Origin of the sequence: Chitinophaga agrisoli, from assembly GCF_008386695.1 — a bacterium.
GTDB classification, from domain to species: Bacteria; Bacteroidota; Bacteroidia; order Chitinophagales; family Chitinophagaceae; genus Chitinophaga; species Chitinophaga agrisoli.
On the sequence record NZ_VUOC01000002.1, the window covers coordinates 290,941 to 307,584 of the forward strand.

A 16,644-nucleotide genomic window follows, 5' to 3' on the forward strand; every position below is an offset into this window, starting at 1 on the left:
TCCATACAATTAGAGCTTACGGGTAGCTGCTTGTATTATTTCCTTCAGCAAATCATTGTCAGCTTTATTTGACCGCGAGCCAGATGAAGGTTTGGCACCCAGCGGTTCTTGTACGCCGGTTATGAAGTTTTGCAGCACAATCTTACGGGCCTCAGGATTACCTTCCGAACTTTTATAGGCTACGTAAAATTTACGGATCATGAGCTCCTGTTGTTCGGTTATAAGCATTTGATTATAATTATTCTGATAAAGTCCTCTAAAATATCTTAACACTGCCAGAAAAAAAGTAAGTACTACCGCGCTTAAAATAAGCCGTTTTATCATTTCACTTTGTTGGCTCTCCGGTGTCTGCAGTTCTTTCTGCACCGTAGTAATCGCATCAGTCGTTTTGCTCAACACGTTACCCAATGACTCCAAAACACCATTTCTTTTATTTATATATTCTGCAACTGTATTCGTCGACTCTACTAATGCTTCATAATATTGAGGTTCATCAGGAAGTTTGTCGCGGGGAACATTCCCAATTTCCTGAAATTTAGCATAAAGGGTATCTATATTTCCTGTCACTTTAAAGACGGTTATTGCAGACGAAACTTTCCTTGCAACATCAGAGCCATTTTCCTTTCCATTACCGGTATAATTCTGAAGCAGATCAAGATTCTTGCCGTTCAGTTTAAAGAAAGCACTATTAGTCGAGATATCCCTTTTCATGAACTCCTCCATCCGTGACACTTCTCCCAGCTGGCTTGTGAGATTATTCAGGTGTTTATATCTTCCAATAGAAGATTCATCTAACAAAAAATATGAAAAAACAATTGCGATCAGGACAAAGAAACCACTAAGCACAATTGTCGTCACCAAAAACATTCCTGCATTTTTCTTAAATCTGGTGCGTTGCATCTCTAAATTAGCCAGCATGAAGGGTATATAATCAAACCCATTTTCTTCATCACGATTGCCCCTTGGAAGTACGGTTGTAACGGCCAATAAGAAAGAGTCCGAACTAAAAACATTCCTTACAGCCATTTCTACTTCTGGTTCTATGATGTTTCTCCCTCTCAAATAGTTACTGCTCGAAAAGAAAATGGATAAAGCAATCAAGGTTGTAAATATCGATACAAAGAACTCAAGAGGAATTGTAACCCAGCCCCAAAACTCCATAAACGAGCCTACAAAGCCCAAAATAATAGAGAGAACCAAAACATACCAGCTATATCTTCTTATCTGCGACTGGGTGTTTGGATCGTTAACTTTCCTTCTCAATAGCCGATTAAAAATGCTATAACAAATAATAAATCCAACAATACATCCAATGATTACTAGTAACGGAACGATTACGTCCGAATAGTCATCTAGACTTTTGCGAAGGAAATGAATCCCATTTTCAAGAGTCAATATCTTATATTTTCCCATATGTATAGAGCAAGGATAATTTAATTGTAAACGATTAAAAATAAAGAAGTGTATGCTAATAGCAAAATATTATATAGCTACAGACCAGTTACTCAGACAGCCTGGAGTATTGCATCGCATCTTTTATTTTTCGGTCTCTTTGTCCTTTACATCGTCGTCAGGAAGATTAACCGTAAATTGATCCTTTTACTGTTCGGATTATGATTTAGTGTCAATGAATCACCTTTGGTAATACACGCTCCAGCTCATCCACGCTGGTAACAACCTTAGCTATACGCCCTTCTTTATTAACAATGACATGGGTTGGATAAAGGCCGACCTGTAAGGTGTCTTCCATATAACGCTGTGGTACCGAGGCGACCTGATAGTTAAACGTCTTCTTTTTCAAAAAAGCGCGCAGTTCGGTTTCTGTATCGAAGGCCAGGCTTAAAAAAAGCACATCATCCCGGTTGCTGTATTTGCTCACCAATTGGTTTAGCCGGGGCATTTCCTGTACGCAGGCCCAGCAATGGACAAACCAGCATTTTAAAAATACGGTTTTACCCAGCATCGTCTCATTCGTATACAATTTGCCATTTATATCCCGGAAATTAAATGCGGGCAGCTTTTGCCCTTCCCGCTTATACTCTCCGTAGTATTCCTCCCCTATCTGGCCTAATGTATGGATGAGAGAAATGTCCGTTGAATCCGGGACCCTATACAATAGATATGCATTTGATGAATCTGCGGTATGCAGCCGTAAGGGTAAGTACTTACCAGAGCTGAGGGTTTTAAGGAACTGCTCTTTGCTAATCTCATTTGCGGCGGTATCATAGGCGGTAAGATCTTCTGCTAATCTCAGATGATCCCTTTTATAGTATAATATGCCACCCACACCATACAGGATCGCCTCGGGATTGCCGATTACTTTCATTTCGCTTAGTTTCGTTCCGGCTGAGGATGGCGAACACGCACAAAAATACAAAGCTCCGAACAGCAGTAAGCCTATCGTCACTAAACGGGTACGCATTGTATACTGTTTGGCGCAGCTTATAATCAATTGGAGATAATGTTCCATAGTACCAATGTAAAAAAATTCTTTTACATTGGCTAACTGTCTTATTGTTTGTTGTTCAAATACCGCTCTATCGCCAATCCAACGGCTTTTGACTTTTCAGTTTCCTTATCTTTTCCATCTTCAAACCAGTGATTGGCGCCTTCATTATCCTGTTTAAGCAGCAAATATATTTTGCCCTCCGGAAGGTCAACGGTAAAATGATCATTTTCCTGCTCTGTTACCTGCAGGTCTTGCTGCTGATACTGGATCTGAAATGTGTTCATGTGCCATAAGGTTTGGTACGCCCTATAGCCTCCAATATTCGCACCAAGCAGGCAAAACTCCCTGCCAATACGGGAATGTTCATTACTGCCGGGGTTGGCCTGCTACAGATTGGGGAATTATTTTGTTTGCAGTCGGTTATTGCTGATGGTGACCTGGGTGCAGTCTTTTAGCTGTACCAGCTCATCTGCCTGTTTTACCGCAGCGGTTGTTTGAATGGTGTTGTTCTCTATGCGGACATGGGAAGTGTTTTTTGCAGCGAGCAACACGTTTCCTTTCAAGATAAAATCATTGTTGCTGATCCGGATATTGCTGTGTACCGCCCGGGGACCGTTTACTGTATTTTCCGGGTGAATGCTGATGGCCGGCTCGCCGCAGGCGTTAAAGGTATTGTGGCTGATGGTCACATCTGTTACCGGGCCAGACTCAAACCAGTTCTCTCCATCATCATTAATAGCAATACCACTCATGTGTGTATGATCCAGTGTATTATGATCTATCATCACCGGGCGTTTGCTGGTGACTAAGATGCCCCTGGTGGGTATACGGGTAATGGTGGAATGGTGGATCCATACCTGGGGGGTGGCGGTGGTGTTCTCTATTACCTGGCCTGCGGCGGCGGCTTTTGTGAGCGGCTGTTGCAGGGTTAAGATCCATTCTTTATCGTTTACCTGTTTTACTGCTGCCACGCGGTTATTTTCTACCGGCTGCAGGCTTTGCGGGTTTACCAGGGTGATGCTGTCCTGCGGCGCAAATGCGGGAAAGCCAAAGGTTTGCGGATGCATAAATTGCACCTGTAGCTTATCAGGGGCTAATAGCTTTGTGATCTTCAGGTGCGTGCCATGTATATTGATCGCATCATCATTAGCGGCGGAGAGGTAGGCATTATTCACGGTGATCTTACCGCTGCAGCCGGAAAAATGCAGGATATCTGCCCAGGCGGCGCAGGTGCGGCCGGAGTTATCTCCGGGCTTTACGGTGATGTTATCCATGGTAAGATCATGGCAATACTGGCTTACTACGCCCATACCATGCATAAAATTAATGCGGAGATCCTTTAACGTGATATTGCGGCTATAGCGCATAAAGATACCGGCACAATCGCGGCTTACATCGCGGTTCTGGTAGGTGCAGCCTGTTTTAAAACCCGGGTCTTTCCGGAACCAGATGCGCACGGTGCTATCTTTTTGCACGGCAAAACGGAGGTCTTCCGTGTTGATCTCCTTACGGGAAAGATCATTGGCTGCGGGGTCCCATACCTGCCAGTAACTGCCGGGCTGGTAGCTCCAGCCCTCGCCTATCCAGGTGAGCAGACTATCGCTGATACGGTATTTTGAATCCGGATGGATCTTAACATCCGCATAATTATCTGCGGTGGATACTACGGTCATTTCTGAGACAGTGGGCCGCTGGTAGTCATAGGTAAGCCCATCCAGGGTGATATCATGGCCGCCATTCACGAAGGTCTCTATCATCTTGCCACGGAGCATACAGGTAGCGCCGCTGCCGGTAACCTGTACCGCCTCGCAGCTATCGAACAATAGCGCAATGGCCTTTGGCTCATAAGGCAGGTCGTTGGTGTTGGAGATATGTAACGGCTTTTTGATGGCCTGGTCCGGGAAGAAGTCGTAGCGGCCGGGTGCAAAGCTAAGCTTTACGGGTTGTGCTGCTGTACCTTTTGCCATCAGCATCAATGATCCGTGAAAAGCGCCGGGGGCCACTACCTGCACGGCATCACCGGCCTGCAGGATGAGCTGATTAAGCGGCACAAAACTTTTCCATGCCTGGCCAGCAGCCAAACCGTTGTGCTGATCATCTCCCTTAGCGGGATCGATGTAGTAAGTGGTTTTACCGCGGGAAGTCTTCCGGTCTTTGGCCGCCGGATAGCTGTCCGTGACCGCGGTAAGGGTATATGACTGACCTGCCTTTGTAGGAAAAACATACAGGATGGTATTGCGTCCCTCAACAGCGGTAGGCATATAAGGACCTTCCAGCGCATTGGGTGTTCTCAGGCTACAAGTGCCGCCGCTGTTAGAGCGGATAGTCAGTTTGGTTATCTGCCCGTTCTCCCACTGCATGTTGGTGATCTCAAAATTACCGCGGGCGCGTAATCCTTTTACCTGTCCGCTGCTCCATGCCTGCGGCAGAGCGGGTATTAGCTGGATCTCGCCGGCCTGGCTTTGCAGCAGCATTTCCGTTACGGCGGCCACATAACCAAAATTACCGTCTATCTGGAAAGGCGGATGCGCGCAGAACAGGTTGGCATATAAACCGCCGCCCTGGTCATAGTTTACGCCAGCGCCGCCTACCGGGTGGAAGAAATTGCGGAGGATGCGGTAGGCATGATCTCCATCCTGCAAACGCGCCCAGAAATTCATTTTCCAGGCCATGGACCAGCCGGTGGACTCATCTCCCCTGGCTTCCAGGCTTACCCTGGCTGCCTGCGCCAGCTCCGGCGTTTGGGTAACGCTGATCTGCCGGCCGGGATGCAGGGCAAACAGGTGGGATACGTGGCGGTGTTTATCCGTGGGATCGTCCCGGTCTGTTTCCCATTCCTGCAGCTGTCCCCATTTACCTATTTTAGGTTTAAGCAAATGTTGCTGAAGATCTGCTACATGATCCCGGTAATCTTTATCAATCGCTAAAAGATCCGCTGCTTCTATGTAATTAGTGAAGAGGTCATAAATGATCTCCTGGTCATGCGTTACGCCATCTTCCGTAGGGCCATGTTCCGGCGACCAGCCCATGGGGGCCACCAGCGTGCCATCCGGACGGCGCTTCAGGTGATCGTCCCAGAAGTTCACGATCTCTTTTAAGATGGGATAAGCAAAGTTCCGGAGATAATCCTTATCCTTTGTAAAGGCATAATGTTCCCAGATACCCTGCATATACCAGGCGCTGCCGGGCGTATTCCATTTAAAGCTGGAGCCGCCAAAGATATTGTTCTCCGTTTTTACCGTCCAGCCACGCACACCGGGATATTCTTTTACCGTGCTTTCATGTTTTACGGCGCGCATGCTGTTAATGTAATCCAGGTAAGGAATATGGCATTCAGAGAGGTTAGCCGGCTCTGCCAGCCAGTAGTTCATCTGTATGTTGATGTTGGAATGGTAATCGCATCTCCAGGGCGGGTTATTGCTATCGTTCCACATACCCTGCAGGTTGGCGGGCAGGCCGCCCTTGCGGGAAGAGCTGATGAGCAGGTAGCGGCCGTACTGGAACTGCAATGCTTCCAGGTTATGATCCGGGGCGGATGCGTTATTCAGCAAACGCTGGTGTGTAGGCAGCTGTAAAGCGCCGGGATCTGTTGCGCCCAGGCGCAGGGATACGCGGTTGAATAATTGCTGATAATCTGCGGTGTGCGCCTGTAGCAGCTGCTGATAGGTTTTGCTGGCAGCGGCGGTCAATGACCGCTTTATTTTGTTGACGGGGTCTTCGCCTCTCCAGTGTTGTTCGCGTTTGTTACTGTAATTGGTGGCGGCGGAGAAGAGTATTGTAAAGCTGTCTGCCTGTTTCACCTGTAGCACCCAGCCATCATTGGCGTCTTGCGTGGCAGTAACGGCGCCCTGCGCTGTTATTACCCGGGCGGCAGCGGCATAGGCCAAGCCATTGTCCAATTTGCCCGTCATGTTAAGGGTAGCATCTGCGCCGGTAATGGTACCGCTGTGGGCATCCTTTAACCGGATAGTAGCGTTATATTGTCCTTTTTTGCTGGCGGTAAAACGTAATACCATCACATTACCGGGAAAGCTGGAGAAGTACTCGCGCTTCCAGGTTACGCCGCCGGTGGTAAAGGCCACCTGCTGTACGGCTCTGCTGATATCCAGCTGCCGGCGATAGTCCACCGGTACAGGCGCGCTGGTATCCATGCCGTTAAAACGGATCAACAGGTCGCCCAGGTCCTGGTAGGCCCCGGTCTCTTCTTCATCGCCCGTCCAGAGGCTGAGCTCATTTAACTGGATCCGCTCCTGCCCCAGGCCGCCAAAGACCATACCGCCTATACGTCCGTTGCCCATAGGATAGGCGTCTGTCATCCAGGCGGCGGCGGGTTTTGTGTCCCATAATTCCAGGCTTTGCTGCGCTTGTGCGGTTAATTGTAACAGTACCAGGCTTACGGCTAAAAGTAGTCCCCTCATAAGTGAAATGCTTATTTAACGGATAAAAAAGAGATTTGCCTCCCAAGGGAAAGCAGGGAGGCAAATCTCTACATAAAAATCAACTAAATCAATAACCCTCATTCTGGATCAGTACCGGCGCGTTCCTGTCCACCTCTATCTGCGGCAGGGGCCAGTACTCAAACTGTGAGCGGTAGATGGTTTTCAGGTTGGGCGTGAGCGGGTTCTGTACAAAACCGTTCAGCGTTTGCTGTGCAATGCCCCAGCGGCGCAGGTCAAAATAACGCAGGCCTTCCAGCGCAAACTCCACGCGCCTTTCATGGCGGATACGCTCGCGCATATCTGCCTGGCTCAATCCTGCGGGCAGGACGGGCATATTAACACCTGGCCTGGCGCGTACCTCATTTACCTGCTGGTATACGCTGGCATCGGGGCCGGCTACTTCATTCTGCGCTTCCGCATACATCAGTTTTATATCCGCATAGCGCAGCCATACATAATCCTGGTCGTCCAGCATACCGGGTTGCGGGTTTATGAGTTTGGGATCCAGCCATTTCTTAGCGGGGTAATAACCCTTGGTCCAGTTGTTCACACCGGGTGTACCCACTGTACCGGGGAAAGGCCAGCCTTGCGCCGGCGTATCACCGGGGAAGAAGAAGCTCATGGTCTTGCGGGGATCGTTGGCTTCATATTCATCGATCATATCCTGTGTACCTTGCAGGTCCTTATAACCGGAACCAATGATCACCGTAGTGATGGCGAATTCATGCGGCACAGAAGGCGCCTGGAACTGGATGGAGAACATGATCTCCGGGCTGGAGCGCTGGTCCGGTTTATAGAAATTACCGTCATATGTGCTGTTGAGGGCAAACAGACCGTCATCTATGATGGTTTTTGCCAGGGCGGCTGCTTCCGGGAACTTCTTTTCAAACATGAGCACGCGCACCTTCATACCCTGGGCAGAAGCTTTTACTACATGACCGCTGGTGTATTTAGCGGCGGGAAGGCCGCTGATGGCCTGATCCAGGTCTGCTTCGATCAGCTTGAGTATTTCTGCGCGGGGAGATTTGGCCACTTTTTGCTTAAAGTCAGTTATGGCCAGCGGATCCTCTGTAACCAGGGGCACGTTACCATAGGTCTGGGCCAGCATAAAGTAGTGGAAGGCGCGTATAAAATAGGCTTCGCCTTTGTACTGGTTCAGCTTATCACCGCTTAATACCTTTTCCACATTGGCCAGGAAGCTGTTGGAAGCGGCAATACCTTTATAACACAGGACGTACAGGCTCTGATCATTGGAAGTGGGAAATCCGCCCACAGTAGATGTAAGGCCTGCGGTAAGGGACTGTTGCGCCCCTCCCTGGTTGTTTTGCGTGAAGCTGTTATCACTGAAGCTGTCCCACCACATGGGCGCAAAAACGCTTACCTGCCCGTTGGGGCCATATAAGGTAGCATACAAACCTGTGAGCGCCAGGTCCGCGTCGCCCTCTGTTTTCCAAAAGACCTTGGTGGATAGTTTATCAGGCGTCGTGAGATCCAGCTTTTTACACGCGGTAGCGCAAATGGCGGCTATGATCAGTAAATGCAAATATCTTTTCATGCTGTATACAAATTAAAATTGAACAGAGGCTCCAAAAGTGAATGTGCGGTTCTGCGGATAGTTGGCGAAGCCATACCAGGCATCCGGCTTATTGTTGATGTCCAGCCTTTCAGGATCTACACCCACTTTCAGTGGCGTAAATACCGCCAGGTTGTCTATAGCAACATACACGCGCACAGAACGTACGCCTTTCAGCAAGCCCAATGGCACTGTATAACCCACCTGCACATTCTTGATGCGCATAAAGCTGGCGTTGAACAGGTAATAAGAAGAATTGATGTTGGTGATCTTGGGATACCCGTAGAAACCCATATAGAGCTTAGGTTTGGTCTGGGACGGATGCTCAGGCGTCCAGCGGTCTACCCAATCCGTAGTAGGCATAGCGCCCTGTGCAAAGGGATCCACGCCCCATTTACTGAGATACAGTTTATTGCCATAGGAGCCATACAGCTGTATGCTGGCGTCAAAATTGCCCCAGTTGGCGCCCATGGTATAAGAGTATTCAAATTTGGGATACTGTCCTTCAAAGATGGAACGGTCATTTGCATTCACTGTCTTATCGCCGTTCACGTCCTTGTAGCGGATATCGCCGGGAGTGGGCACACCGCCCAGGGAAGACTGGTCCGGCGCAGCGTCGATCTCCTGCTGGTTCTGGAAAATGCCGTCCATGGTTTGCAGGTACAGGGAGTTGATGGGATAGCCGTTACGCATGATGGTCTGTCCATCAGGGCCACCGATCTCGTCTGCGCCAAAAGATACCAGTTTGTTACGGTATAACTGGAAATTGGCCACTGCATAGTAGTTAAATTTCTTACCCACTTTATCTGACCAGCGCAGGCTGAATTCTACCCCTTTATTGCTTACCGCGCCATTGTTCACGATAGGTGCGCTCACGCCCAGGGCCTGCGGCACCTGTGACTGGCGCAGGATGTTATAGGTATATTTATTGAACCAGTCAAAAGTAAAGGTCATGCGGTTGTCCAGGGCGGTCATGTCCAAACCGATATCCGTCATACGCGTGGTTTCCCAGGTAAGGTTGGGATCTACCAGGTTATTGGGAATAAAACCGGACAGGATACCTGTAGCGAATGCATAATTGGTTTGGGTCAGTGTAGGCTGGTAAGGATACTCGCCTATGTTCTGGTTACCCAGGCGGCCCCATGAACCACGGATCTTGAGGTCATTCAGCCATTTCACATCCGCCAGGAAACTTTCCCTGGAGATACGCCATGCGCCGGAGAAGGACTCGTATAAACCCCAGCGGCTATCGGCCGGCAGGCGGGATGTTCCGTCATAACGCAGGCTCATACCAAACAGGTATTTATCATCAAACCCGTAGTTCAGGTTACCATATGCAGAGTGGATGACCCACTGCCTGGAGCTACCGTCATTTGTCTGACCGTTGGCAGCGCCCGCGGTCAATTCCTGTAACTGGTTGGTAGGATAACCGATACGGTTGGCGTTTATCCAGTTATAGCTATATACTTCCTGCTGTCCGCCGGCTAATACCGTCAGGTCATGTTTGCCGATTGTTTTATGATAGTTCAGCTGGCTGTAGAGGGTAGAATGCGATTCATCCCATTGTTTCTGCTCCAGGCCGGGTGTACCTATATCTGCATTGCGGCTAAAAGACATGTCGCTGTACAGGTACATGGGGATGGTGGGGCGGAAGGTCTTCGCCTTATCGAGGGTATAGTAGATACCACCGCGGTTCTCCCATCTCAGACCCGGCAGCACGTCAACATCCAGGGAGATATTACCCTGTACATAATAGTTGGGATTTGCGGTGCGCACGGTGGAAGTGAGCACAGGATTCTTGTTGCCCAGCTCCCGGTCGTAAGCCTTGGTGATCCAAAGGCCATCCGGCGTTTGAGCCGGGTACAGGGGAGACTGCGCCAGGGCGGAAATATACAGGTCTGTAGGCCCGTTATACGGGAATTTACGGTCGCCATAGCGGAACTGGATATTGGTACCCAGGGTCACGCGCTTGTGCACATGGGAGGTAAGGCCCAGGGATACGGTATATTTTTTATAGTCAAACCCTTTCATGGTGCCCGGCTGGTCTGTATAACCCAGGCCCAGGCTATAGGTAGTTTGTTCATTACCGCCGCTCAGGTTCAGGTAATGGTTCTGTACCACCGCGGAGCCAAACATATCCTTGAGCCAGTCATGGTTGGGATATTTTACACGGTCAGTGGCGTTCTTATACAGGTCTATCTGTTCCTGTGTATAGATAGGCGCGTTGCCTGAATTAAGCTCTGCTTCGTTCAGCATCTCCATGTAGGTAGCGGAGTTGGTGATCAGTTTTGGCAGGCGGGTGGCGTTGGCGATGCCCAGGTTATAATTATAGGTAAGCGAGAATTTGCCGGGGTTGCCTTTTTTGGTCTTTACCACGATCACGCCATTGGCGCCCCGGGAACCATAGATGGCAGCGGCAGATGCATCCTTTAACACGTTTACTGATTCTATGTCGTTAGGATTGATCACAGACAGGCTACCGGGTATACCATCCACAATCACCAGCGGATCAGTACCCGCGCCGCTAAAAGTACCCAGGCCGCGGATCCGCAGCTTGATGGTCTCGTTACCGGGCTCCGCGGAGTTCTGTACCACAGAAAGGCCCGGTAATTGTCCCTGCAGCAGGGAGGTAGCATCTGTAGCCACGCGCCTGGTCAGCTCCTCTCCTTTTACGGAAACGATAGCGCTGGTGAGCGAGTGTTTAGCCTGGGTGGTATAACCTGTTACCACTACTTCTGTGAGCTTGCGGTCATCTTCTGCTAAGGAAACATTCACCACGCTCCTGTTATTTACCGGGATCTCCTGGCGGGCAAAACCAATGAACCCAAACACCAGCACACCATTGCCATCCGGCAGGTTCAGGCTATAGGAGCCATCGTTAAGGCTGGCCGTGCCGGTAGTGGTACCTTTCAGCTGAATGGTAACGCCCTGCAGGGGAATACCCTTGCTGTCTGTAACGGTCCCTTTTACATTAAAGACGACTGTTTCCACCACGGTCTTGTGCTTGAGCGTGACCGTTTTTTTGTTGATGATGTAATCCAGCGGTTGTTTTTCAAAGATGGTTTTCAGCGCATCTGTAAACGCCACCTCTTTCATTGATAATGATACCGGTGCGGCAGATTTGATCAGCTGTGTGCTGTAGAGAAAATCATAACCGGTTTGCTGCTGTATGGTAAACAGCACGTCTTCCAATGCGGCATTGCGCACATCGATACTTACTTTCTGGTTCTGGGCATAGGTGCGTGTGCCGGCGCCCGCCTGCATGGCAGTGGCGAGCAGCAAAATACAAGCGAAGTGAATAATACGCCGTAGTTTGATATAGGCATAACGCGGCCTCCCGAACATCTGCTCGGTAAAATTTTTACACATTTGAACGTCAGGTTTAATTTAAAATTTTGGTATCACAGACATGTTTATTGACTGTAGTTTCATAACACGAGTGGTTTATGGCCTTGTGAATTTTGGTATCACAGACAAGTTTGTTCACTGTGGATTCATAACACGATCAGCTTACGGCCTTCTATCTTAAAATGTACCAGTCCTGTAAGTTCAAGCCCTTTTAATAATTCCTGTATATCCTTATTCTTGGAGTAGGTGCCGCCAAATGTCCCCGTGGGCGGCGTTCCACTGTATGCTATCTCTATATCATACCAACGGCTTACCTGCCGCATAATATCCTGTATGGTACTGTTCCGGAACACAAAGTAGCCGGCTTTCCAGGCTGTTTCCCGGGCAATGTTCACCTGTTTTTCCTGGATGCCCGGATGGCCGGGTGTGATAACGCCCTGTTCTCCCGGCGTTAATATGGCGCTGGCATCGGCGCCTGACAAGCGGACGGAGCCTGTTACCAGGGTGGTCCTTATCGTGCTCTCATCGGCATAAGCGCTTATATTAAAGGCGGTGCCCAGTACGTGCACGGTGGCATGTTCTGCTTCCACGGTAAAGGGCTGCTGCACGTTCTGGCTGATCTCAAAATAGGCCTCGCCCTGCAGTTTCACCTTACGCTCCGGCCCGGTAAACACCTCCGGATAGGTAAGGGATGACTGGCTATTGAGCCATACGCGGGTGCCATCCGCCAGCGTTACGGTATATTGTCCGCCACGCGGCACCGTCATGGTATTCAACGCGTTAGTTACTGGCCTGCCATTCCCGTTAGCTGCGTAAGCCAGGCCGCCATTGCCGTTGGTAATAGCGGAATTATCTGTTTGCGCCAGCACGCCTTCCGGCGCATCATTCAGTGTGATCACTTTCCCATTGGCCAGGGTAAGGGTGGCTACATTGGCGCCCGGTTTAATAGGCCGTTTATCAGGTGTTGCAGTAGTTTTTTGTTGTGCAGCCAGCGGCTTTTCCGCCTGCGGTTTACGCAATACAACGCCCAGCCCTATCAATAACCCCAGTACCGCCGCTGCCGCCCACCACCAGTTAAAGCGGCGTATTTTCGCCTGCGCGGTGGTTTGCGTGATACGGTCAAAGATGCGGCTACCCACATCCGCTCCTATCTCCGGCAGTTCTGGCAGCTCTTGCTCCAGCAACCGGAACCGGTCGCGGTGCGATAAGACCAGCGCTTCCTCCTCCGGTGTACACAATCCATCCTGGTACTTTTCAAACAGGGATATGTATTCTTCTGGCGTCATACCTATATAGTGTCCTAAATGGGCGGCGCACACACATATTTTTTAACTTTTTTTTAGAAAAATATTCCAGGATTGTTAATTTTATATCGCCACTTTATGAATAGTTATTCCACCGACCATGAATTATGGAGCGGCGTTGTCGCTGATGACAGTCATGCTTTTGCACTGCTGTATGAGCGTTATTGGAAGAAATTATACCAGACCGCCCGCTACTATTTAAAGGATGATGCGGCAGCAGAAGAGATCACCCACGATGTATTTGTATCCCTCTGGGAAAAGCGCGCATCGAGCAATATTCAAAACTTCCGGCATTATATACAGGCTACGGCGCGTTATCATGTATACAAATACCTGAAAGCGGCCAAGGTGAACTGCGTGGAATACCTGGAGCAGTTTCCGGAGACGCCTGCGTTACAGGTATATAATATTGCGCCGGATAAACTGGGGTATGAGCAGCTGGAATCTCAGCTGGCGGGGTTGTTGAAAGACCTGCCGCGCAGGTGCCAAGAGATCTTCTGGTTAAGCCGGGTGAACCATCTGAGCAACCAGGAGATAGCGGACAAACTACATATCTCTAAACGTACGGTGGAGAACCAGATCACGACGGCGCTGAAAGCGCTGCGGGTAGCTTATCCGCCGTTTATGCTGGCGCTGATGATCAGCCGGTTATTATGATGCGGTCATTTTCTCCAAACGTTACGCTATCTTTCGCCTAATTTGTATATTTATCCTAAATTGTACTCATGCCCGATTATAAACTCGACAGAACTGCATTTAGAATGACGAATTTCAAGGAGGCAGATGCTGCAAATGTATTTGATAAGAACACCCCTTATCCAGAACGTTTACGTCAAGCCTATTACCTTATTTCGCAGGCTTATGGCTTTTCTATGGAAGATGAGCCCAAACTGGACAGAAGTTACTTTTCCCGCCGGAAACTGAGCAATTAATGGGGACTATCTTTAACGACGATTTCAGGGATTTTATTCAGGCTATGAACAACCAAAATGTTGACTATATTTTGGTTGGCGGATATGCCGTTATTCTTCATGGATATAGAAGAGTTACCGGAGACATGGATATTTGGGTAAAAAGGACCAGCGAAAATTACGCTAAACTCACCCGCGCTTTTGCCCAATTTGGCCTTCCTCTTTTTGATATGACTGAGCAAAATTTCCTGAATGCCGCAGCTACGGATGTATTTTCTTATGGCAGGCCACCTGTCAGCATTGACATAATCACCGAACTTAAAGGGGTAAAATTTGACGATGCTTTTTCTAAAGCTCAAATCTTTAATGAAGATGGATTAATGATCCGGTTCCTACATTTAAATAACCTGATTGAAGCCAAAAAAGCAGCCGGACGTCATAAAGATCTGGATGATATTGAGAAATTGACATCAGGGGATTAACAAATACCTGATCATATAAAGCAAAATGCTTGCAGCGGTTTATTGCTACAAGCATTTTTGCTTTATAATATTCCCTATTTATTGCACTTTACAGACAGGTGCACCAACCGGCAAGACTTGGTATTATCTATCACCGCTCCCCTATCAGACGTAGTACTACCGGCCGTATTATCCGCCGCCCGTAACCGGATATACAGGTTGGCCAGCCCACTGGCCGCCTGCGGGAACTGGAAATTCAGCGCTTTATAACCCGCCACCTGCGTAAGCAGGGTATTGGAGTAGTTAGCCACATCTTCAAAGGTGAAATTGGCTACGGTGTTCCACACCGCCGCATCGTCATTGCTATCCGACCATTCCGCTACAAAATTGCGTGGCCCGCCAATATCTACATTGCCTTCTACCTGCAGGGATACCGGCTGGGTAATACCGGCGGTGGACAGCGCTATTTCCCAGTATTGCCCGCGGTTATCCGCAGTGGACCACCAGTTCTTAGCGCCCCAGCCGCCGTTGGCTACCGCGCCTTTTACCGTGGTGGGCTCCTGTATAAGGCCGTTATAATCCGTGGTGGTATACAGGCCGTTGGCAGTAAAATCAAAAGGCGCAGTACCGCTTTTTGTGATCTTTCCCTGGCCCAGATCCGGCGTTAGCGGGTTGGCGGTTGCAGTGGGCGTAGCGGCGTATTCATTGCGATAACGGCTCCATTCCACCAGCACTTTGGAGAAACCGTTGCTTCTGTCCTGCTGCAGGGCAATATCTGCGCGCTGCATGGGGCGTATGGCGTATTTGCCAATATTGCCGCCATAACGCTCCAGCGTTTCGGTTACCAGTATACCCGTGATGGCGCCGCTGCCCTGCGGCACGGCATTGCCATCACGGCGGTAAGGCACATCCAGGTTAGTAAGCATGTACATGCTGTTGCCATGTATGTCGCGTATGCTGGTGGGATAACAATCCATGCGGGCGGTATACCCTTCGTTAATATTGGTAAAAGCGCCAAAGGGGATGGAGATCTCTACATCCTTCAGCTTTACATAAGTATAGAGATCAGCGTCTGTAAGCTCGCTCATATATTTTTCACGGGGTTGTAATACACCGCCCTGTGCTTCTTTCTGGATGATATGGGTAACGGTTACGCCGGATACGATCGCGCGGTCCGGGCTCATATACCGGGTAAGGGTGGTGCCCTTCAGCCAGATCTTCACGTGGTCGTTAAAGTTGAAGATGTTCTCACCCGGCGTTTGCGTTTTAAAATAGAGGCCGCTTTTGCCATCCGCGCTTTGCACGTATACGGCAATGGCGTTCTCCGTTTTATCCAGGGTATGTTTATTAGCGGGATTGTTAAGGTTTTTGGCCATATTGGGATGGCCTTTATCGCTGATCACCGTGCCTTCTATGTAGATATTCTCCTGCACTGTGCCGGCCGCCAATACCTGTTTTACATAAGAGAAGTCTTTTAACACAGCGTCTTTATAACTGATCCCTAATCCCTGTTTGATCTGGATGGAATCCTGTGTGGTGGCGCCCAGGGCGTCCAGGTAACTGAGTTTCAGGAAAGCGCTTCTGTCTACGATGGACTTATTGCTATCTACCTTAAAATAGAGGTACCCATTTTCCAGCTTTAACTGGGACACCCAGTCTACCTGGTCTGCGGGCTCATACCGGTAGCTGACCGTCATTTTCGCTAAAGGAATGTTGGTGGTAATGGGCGTTTTAAATGTACCGCCATTGGGGATGCTTTGCGCGGTAGCATCGTTGATGGCCAGCGTGGGTGTTAGGCCCAGCTGCTGCAGCCGGATGGTATCGGTTTTACCATCTGCCTTTACCACCAGGGTGGCGGTGCGGGGCAGCTGCCCGTTATTGTCTGTAACCGCTACTACAGCATAGGCTTTACCGTGGCCGGAGGCGACCTGCACATTCACCCAGTCTGTTTCTTCTGCAGGCTGCAGTTGCCAGTCCTTTTCCGCATATACAATAATACGGGTAGTGTCCGCATTGGCCTGCAGTTTTACCACCCTGCTGTCAATAGCCAGGTCTGTGGTGAACTTACGGTCTATCTCTTTGCGGCAGGCCGCCAGCAGCCCTACCGCTGCCAACAGCCACACTGTATATTTAGCATTTATAAAATGTAACATGTTGTT

General features: G+C 49.3%; 11 protein-coding genes. 3 read left to right on the forward strand and 8 right to left on the reverse strand.

Annotation, left to right across the window (positions count from 1 at the left end; translation table 11 throughout):
* Window positions 1-9: 9 nt before the first annotated feature.
* The 7 genes from F0L74_RS08635 to F0L74_RS08665 form a co-directional block, all read right to left on the reverse strand.
* A complete protein-coding gene (locus tag F0L74_RS08635; protein ID WP_149837463.1) occupies window positions 10-1,263 on the reverse strand; it encodes a hypothetical protein in 1,254 nt (417 codons plus the stop codon).
* Between the two features lie 361 nt (window positions 1,264-1,624).
* On the reverse strand, window positions 1,625-2,422 hold the full coding sequence (locus F0L74_RS08640) for a TlpA family protein disulfide reductase (RefSeq protein WP_188315918.1): 798 nt from the start codon (window positions 2,420-2,422) through the stop codon (window positions 1,625-1,627).
* Window positions 2,423-2,511: 89 nt separating this feature from the next.
* Window positions 2,512-2,733 carry a hypothetical protein gene (locus tag F0L74_RS08645; RefSeq protein ID WP_149837465.1) on the reverse strand — a complete coding sequence of 74 codons (222 nt, stop codon included), beginning with the start codon at window positions 2,731-2,733 and terminating at the stop codon, window positions 2,512-2,514.
* A gap of 117 nt (window positions 2,734-2,850) precedes the next feature.
* A complete protein-coding gene (locus F0L74_RS08650) occupies window positions 2,851-6,867 on the reverse strand; it encodes a glycosyl hydrolase family 95 catalytic domain-containing protein (protein ID WP_149837466.1) in 4,017 nt (1,338 codons plus the stop codon).
* A gap of 88 nt (window positions 6,868-6,955) precedes the next feature.
* Window positions 6,956-8,443 carry a RagB/SusD family nutrient uptake outer membrane protein gene (locus tag F0L74_RS08655; RefSeq protein WP_149837467.1) on the reverse strand — a complete coding sequence of 496 codons (1,488 nt, stop codon included), beginning with the start codon at window positions 8,441-8,443 and terminating at the stop codon, window positions 6,956-6,958.
* Window positions 8,444-8,455: 12 nt separating this feature from the next.
* Complete coding sequence (locus F0L74_RS08660; RefSeq protein ID WP_149837468.1) at window positions 8,456-11,830, reverse strand: TonB-dependent receptor; 3,375 nt, start codon at window positions 11,828-11,830, stop codon at window positions 8,456-8,458.
* A gap of 125 nt (window positions 11,831-11,955) precedes the next feature.
* On the reverse strand, window positions 11,956-13,095 hold the full coding sequence (locus F0L74_RS08665) for a FecR family protein (RefSeq protein WP_149837469.1): 1,140 nt from the start codon (window positions 13,093-13,095) through the stop codon (window positions 11,956-11,958).
* 96 nt (window positions 13,096-13,191) lie between these two features.
* Between F0L74_RS08665 and F0L74_RS08670 the strand changes: the two genes are divergently transcribed.
* The 3 genes from F0L74_RS08670 (at window position 13,192) to F0L74_RS08675 (ending at window position 14,506) form a co-directional block, all read left to right on the forward strand.
* Window positions 13,192-13,770, forward strand: a complete 579-nt coding sequence (locus F0L74_RS08670) for an RNA polymerase sigma factor (protein WP_149837470.1) — start codon at window positions 13,192-13,194, stop codon at window positions 13,768-13,770.
* 104 nt (window positions 13,771-13,874) lie between these two features.
* Window positions 13,875-14,045, forward strand: coding sequence for a hypothetical protein (locus tag F0L74_RS33230; protein WP_188315919.1), 171 nt, complete (start codon window positions 13,875-13,877; stop codon window positions 14,043-14,045).
* On the forward strand, window positions 14,045-14,506 hold the full coding sequence (locus tag F0L74_RS08675) for a DUF6036 family nucleotidyltransferase (RefSeq protein ID WP_149837471.1): 462 nt from the start codon (window positions 14,045-14,047) through the stop codon (window positions 14,504-14,506). Before F0L74_RS33230 ends, F0L74_RS08675 begins: the two co-directional genes overlap by 1 nt.
* Before the next feature lie 74 nt (window positions 14,507-14,580).
* Here the strand turns inward: F0L74_RS08675 and F0L74_RS08680 are convergent, their stop codons facing one another.
* Complete coding sequence (locus F0L74_RS08680) at window positions 14,581-16,638, reverse strand: BACON domain-containing protein (RefSeq protein ID WP_149837472.1); 2,058 nt, start codon at window positions 16,636-16,638, stop codon at window positions 14,581-14,583.
* Between the last annotated feature and the right edge of the window lie 6 nt (window positions 16,639-16,644).

Coding starts and splice junctions, on each gene's coding strand:
- F0L74_RS08660 (WP_149837468.1), bottom strand. CDS start 11,830: ATGTGTAAAAATTTTACCGAGCAGATGTTCGGGAGGCCGCGTTATGCC.
- F0L74_RS08650 (WP_149837466.1), bottom strand. CDS start 6,867: ATGAGGGGACTACTTTTAGCCGTAAGCCTGGTACTGTTACAATTAACC.
- F0L74_RS08640 (WP_188315918.1), bottom strand. CDS start 2,422: ATGCGTACCCGTTTAGTGACGATAGGCTTACTGCTGTTCGGAGCTTTG.
- F0L74_RS08655 (WP_149837467.1), bottom strand. CDS start 8,443: ATGAAAAGATATTTGCATTTACTGATCATAGCCGCCATTTGCGCTACC.
- F0L74_RS08675 (WP_149837471.1), top strand. CDS start 14,045: ATGGGGACTATCTTTAACGACGATTTCAGGGATTTTATTCAGGCTATG.
- F0L74_RS08645 (WP_149837465.1), bottom strand. CDS start 2,733: ATGAACACATTTCAGATCCAGTATCAGCAGCAAGACCTGCAGGTAACA.
- F0L74_RS08665 (WP_149837469.1), bottom strand. CDS start 13,095: ATGACGCCAGAAGAATACATATCCCTGTTTGAAAAGTACCAGGATGGA.
- F0L74_RS33230 (WP_188315919.1), top strand. CDS start 13,875: ATGACGAATTTCAAGGAGGCAGATGCTGCAAATGTATTTGATAAGAAC.
- F0L74_RS08680 (WP_149837472.1), bottom strand. CDS start 16,638: ATGTTACATTTTATAAATGCTAAATATACAGTGTGGCTGTTGGCAGCG.
- F0L74_RS08670 (WP_149837470.1), top strand. CDS start 13,192: ATGAATAGTTATTCCACCGACCATGAATTATGGAGCGGCGTTGTCGCT.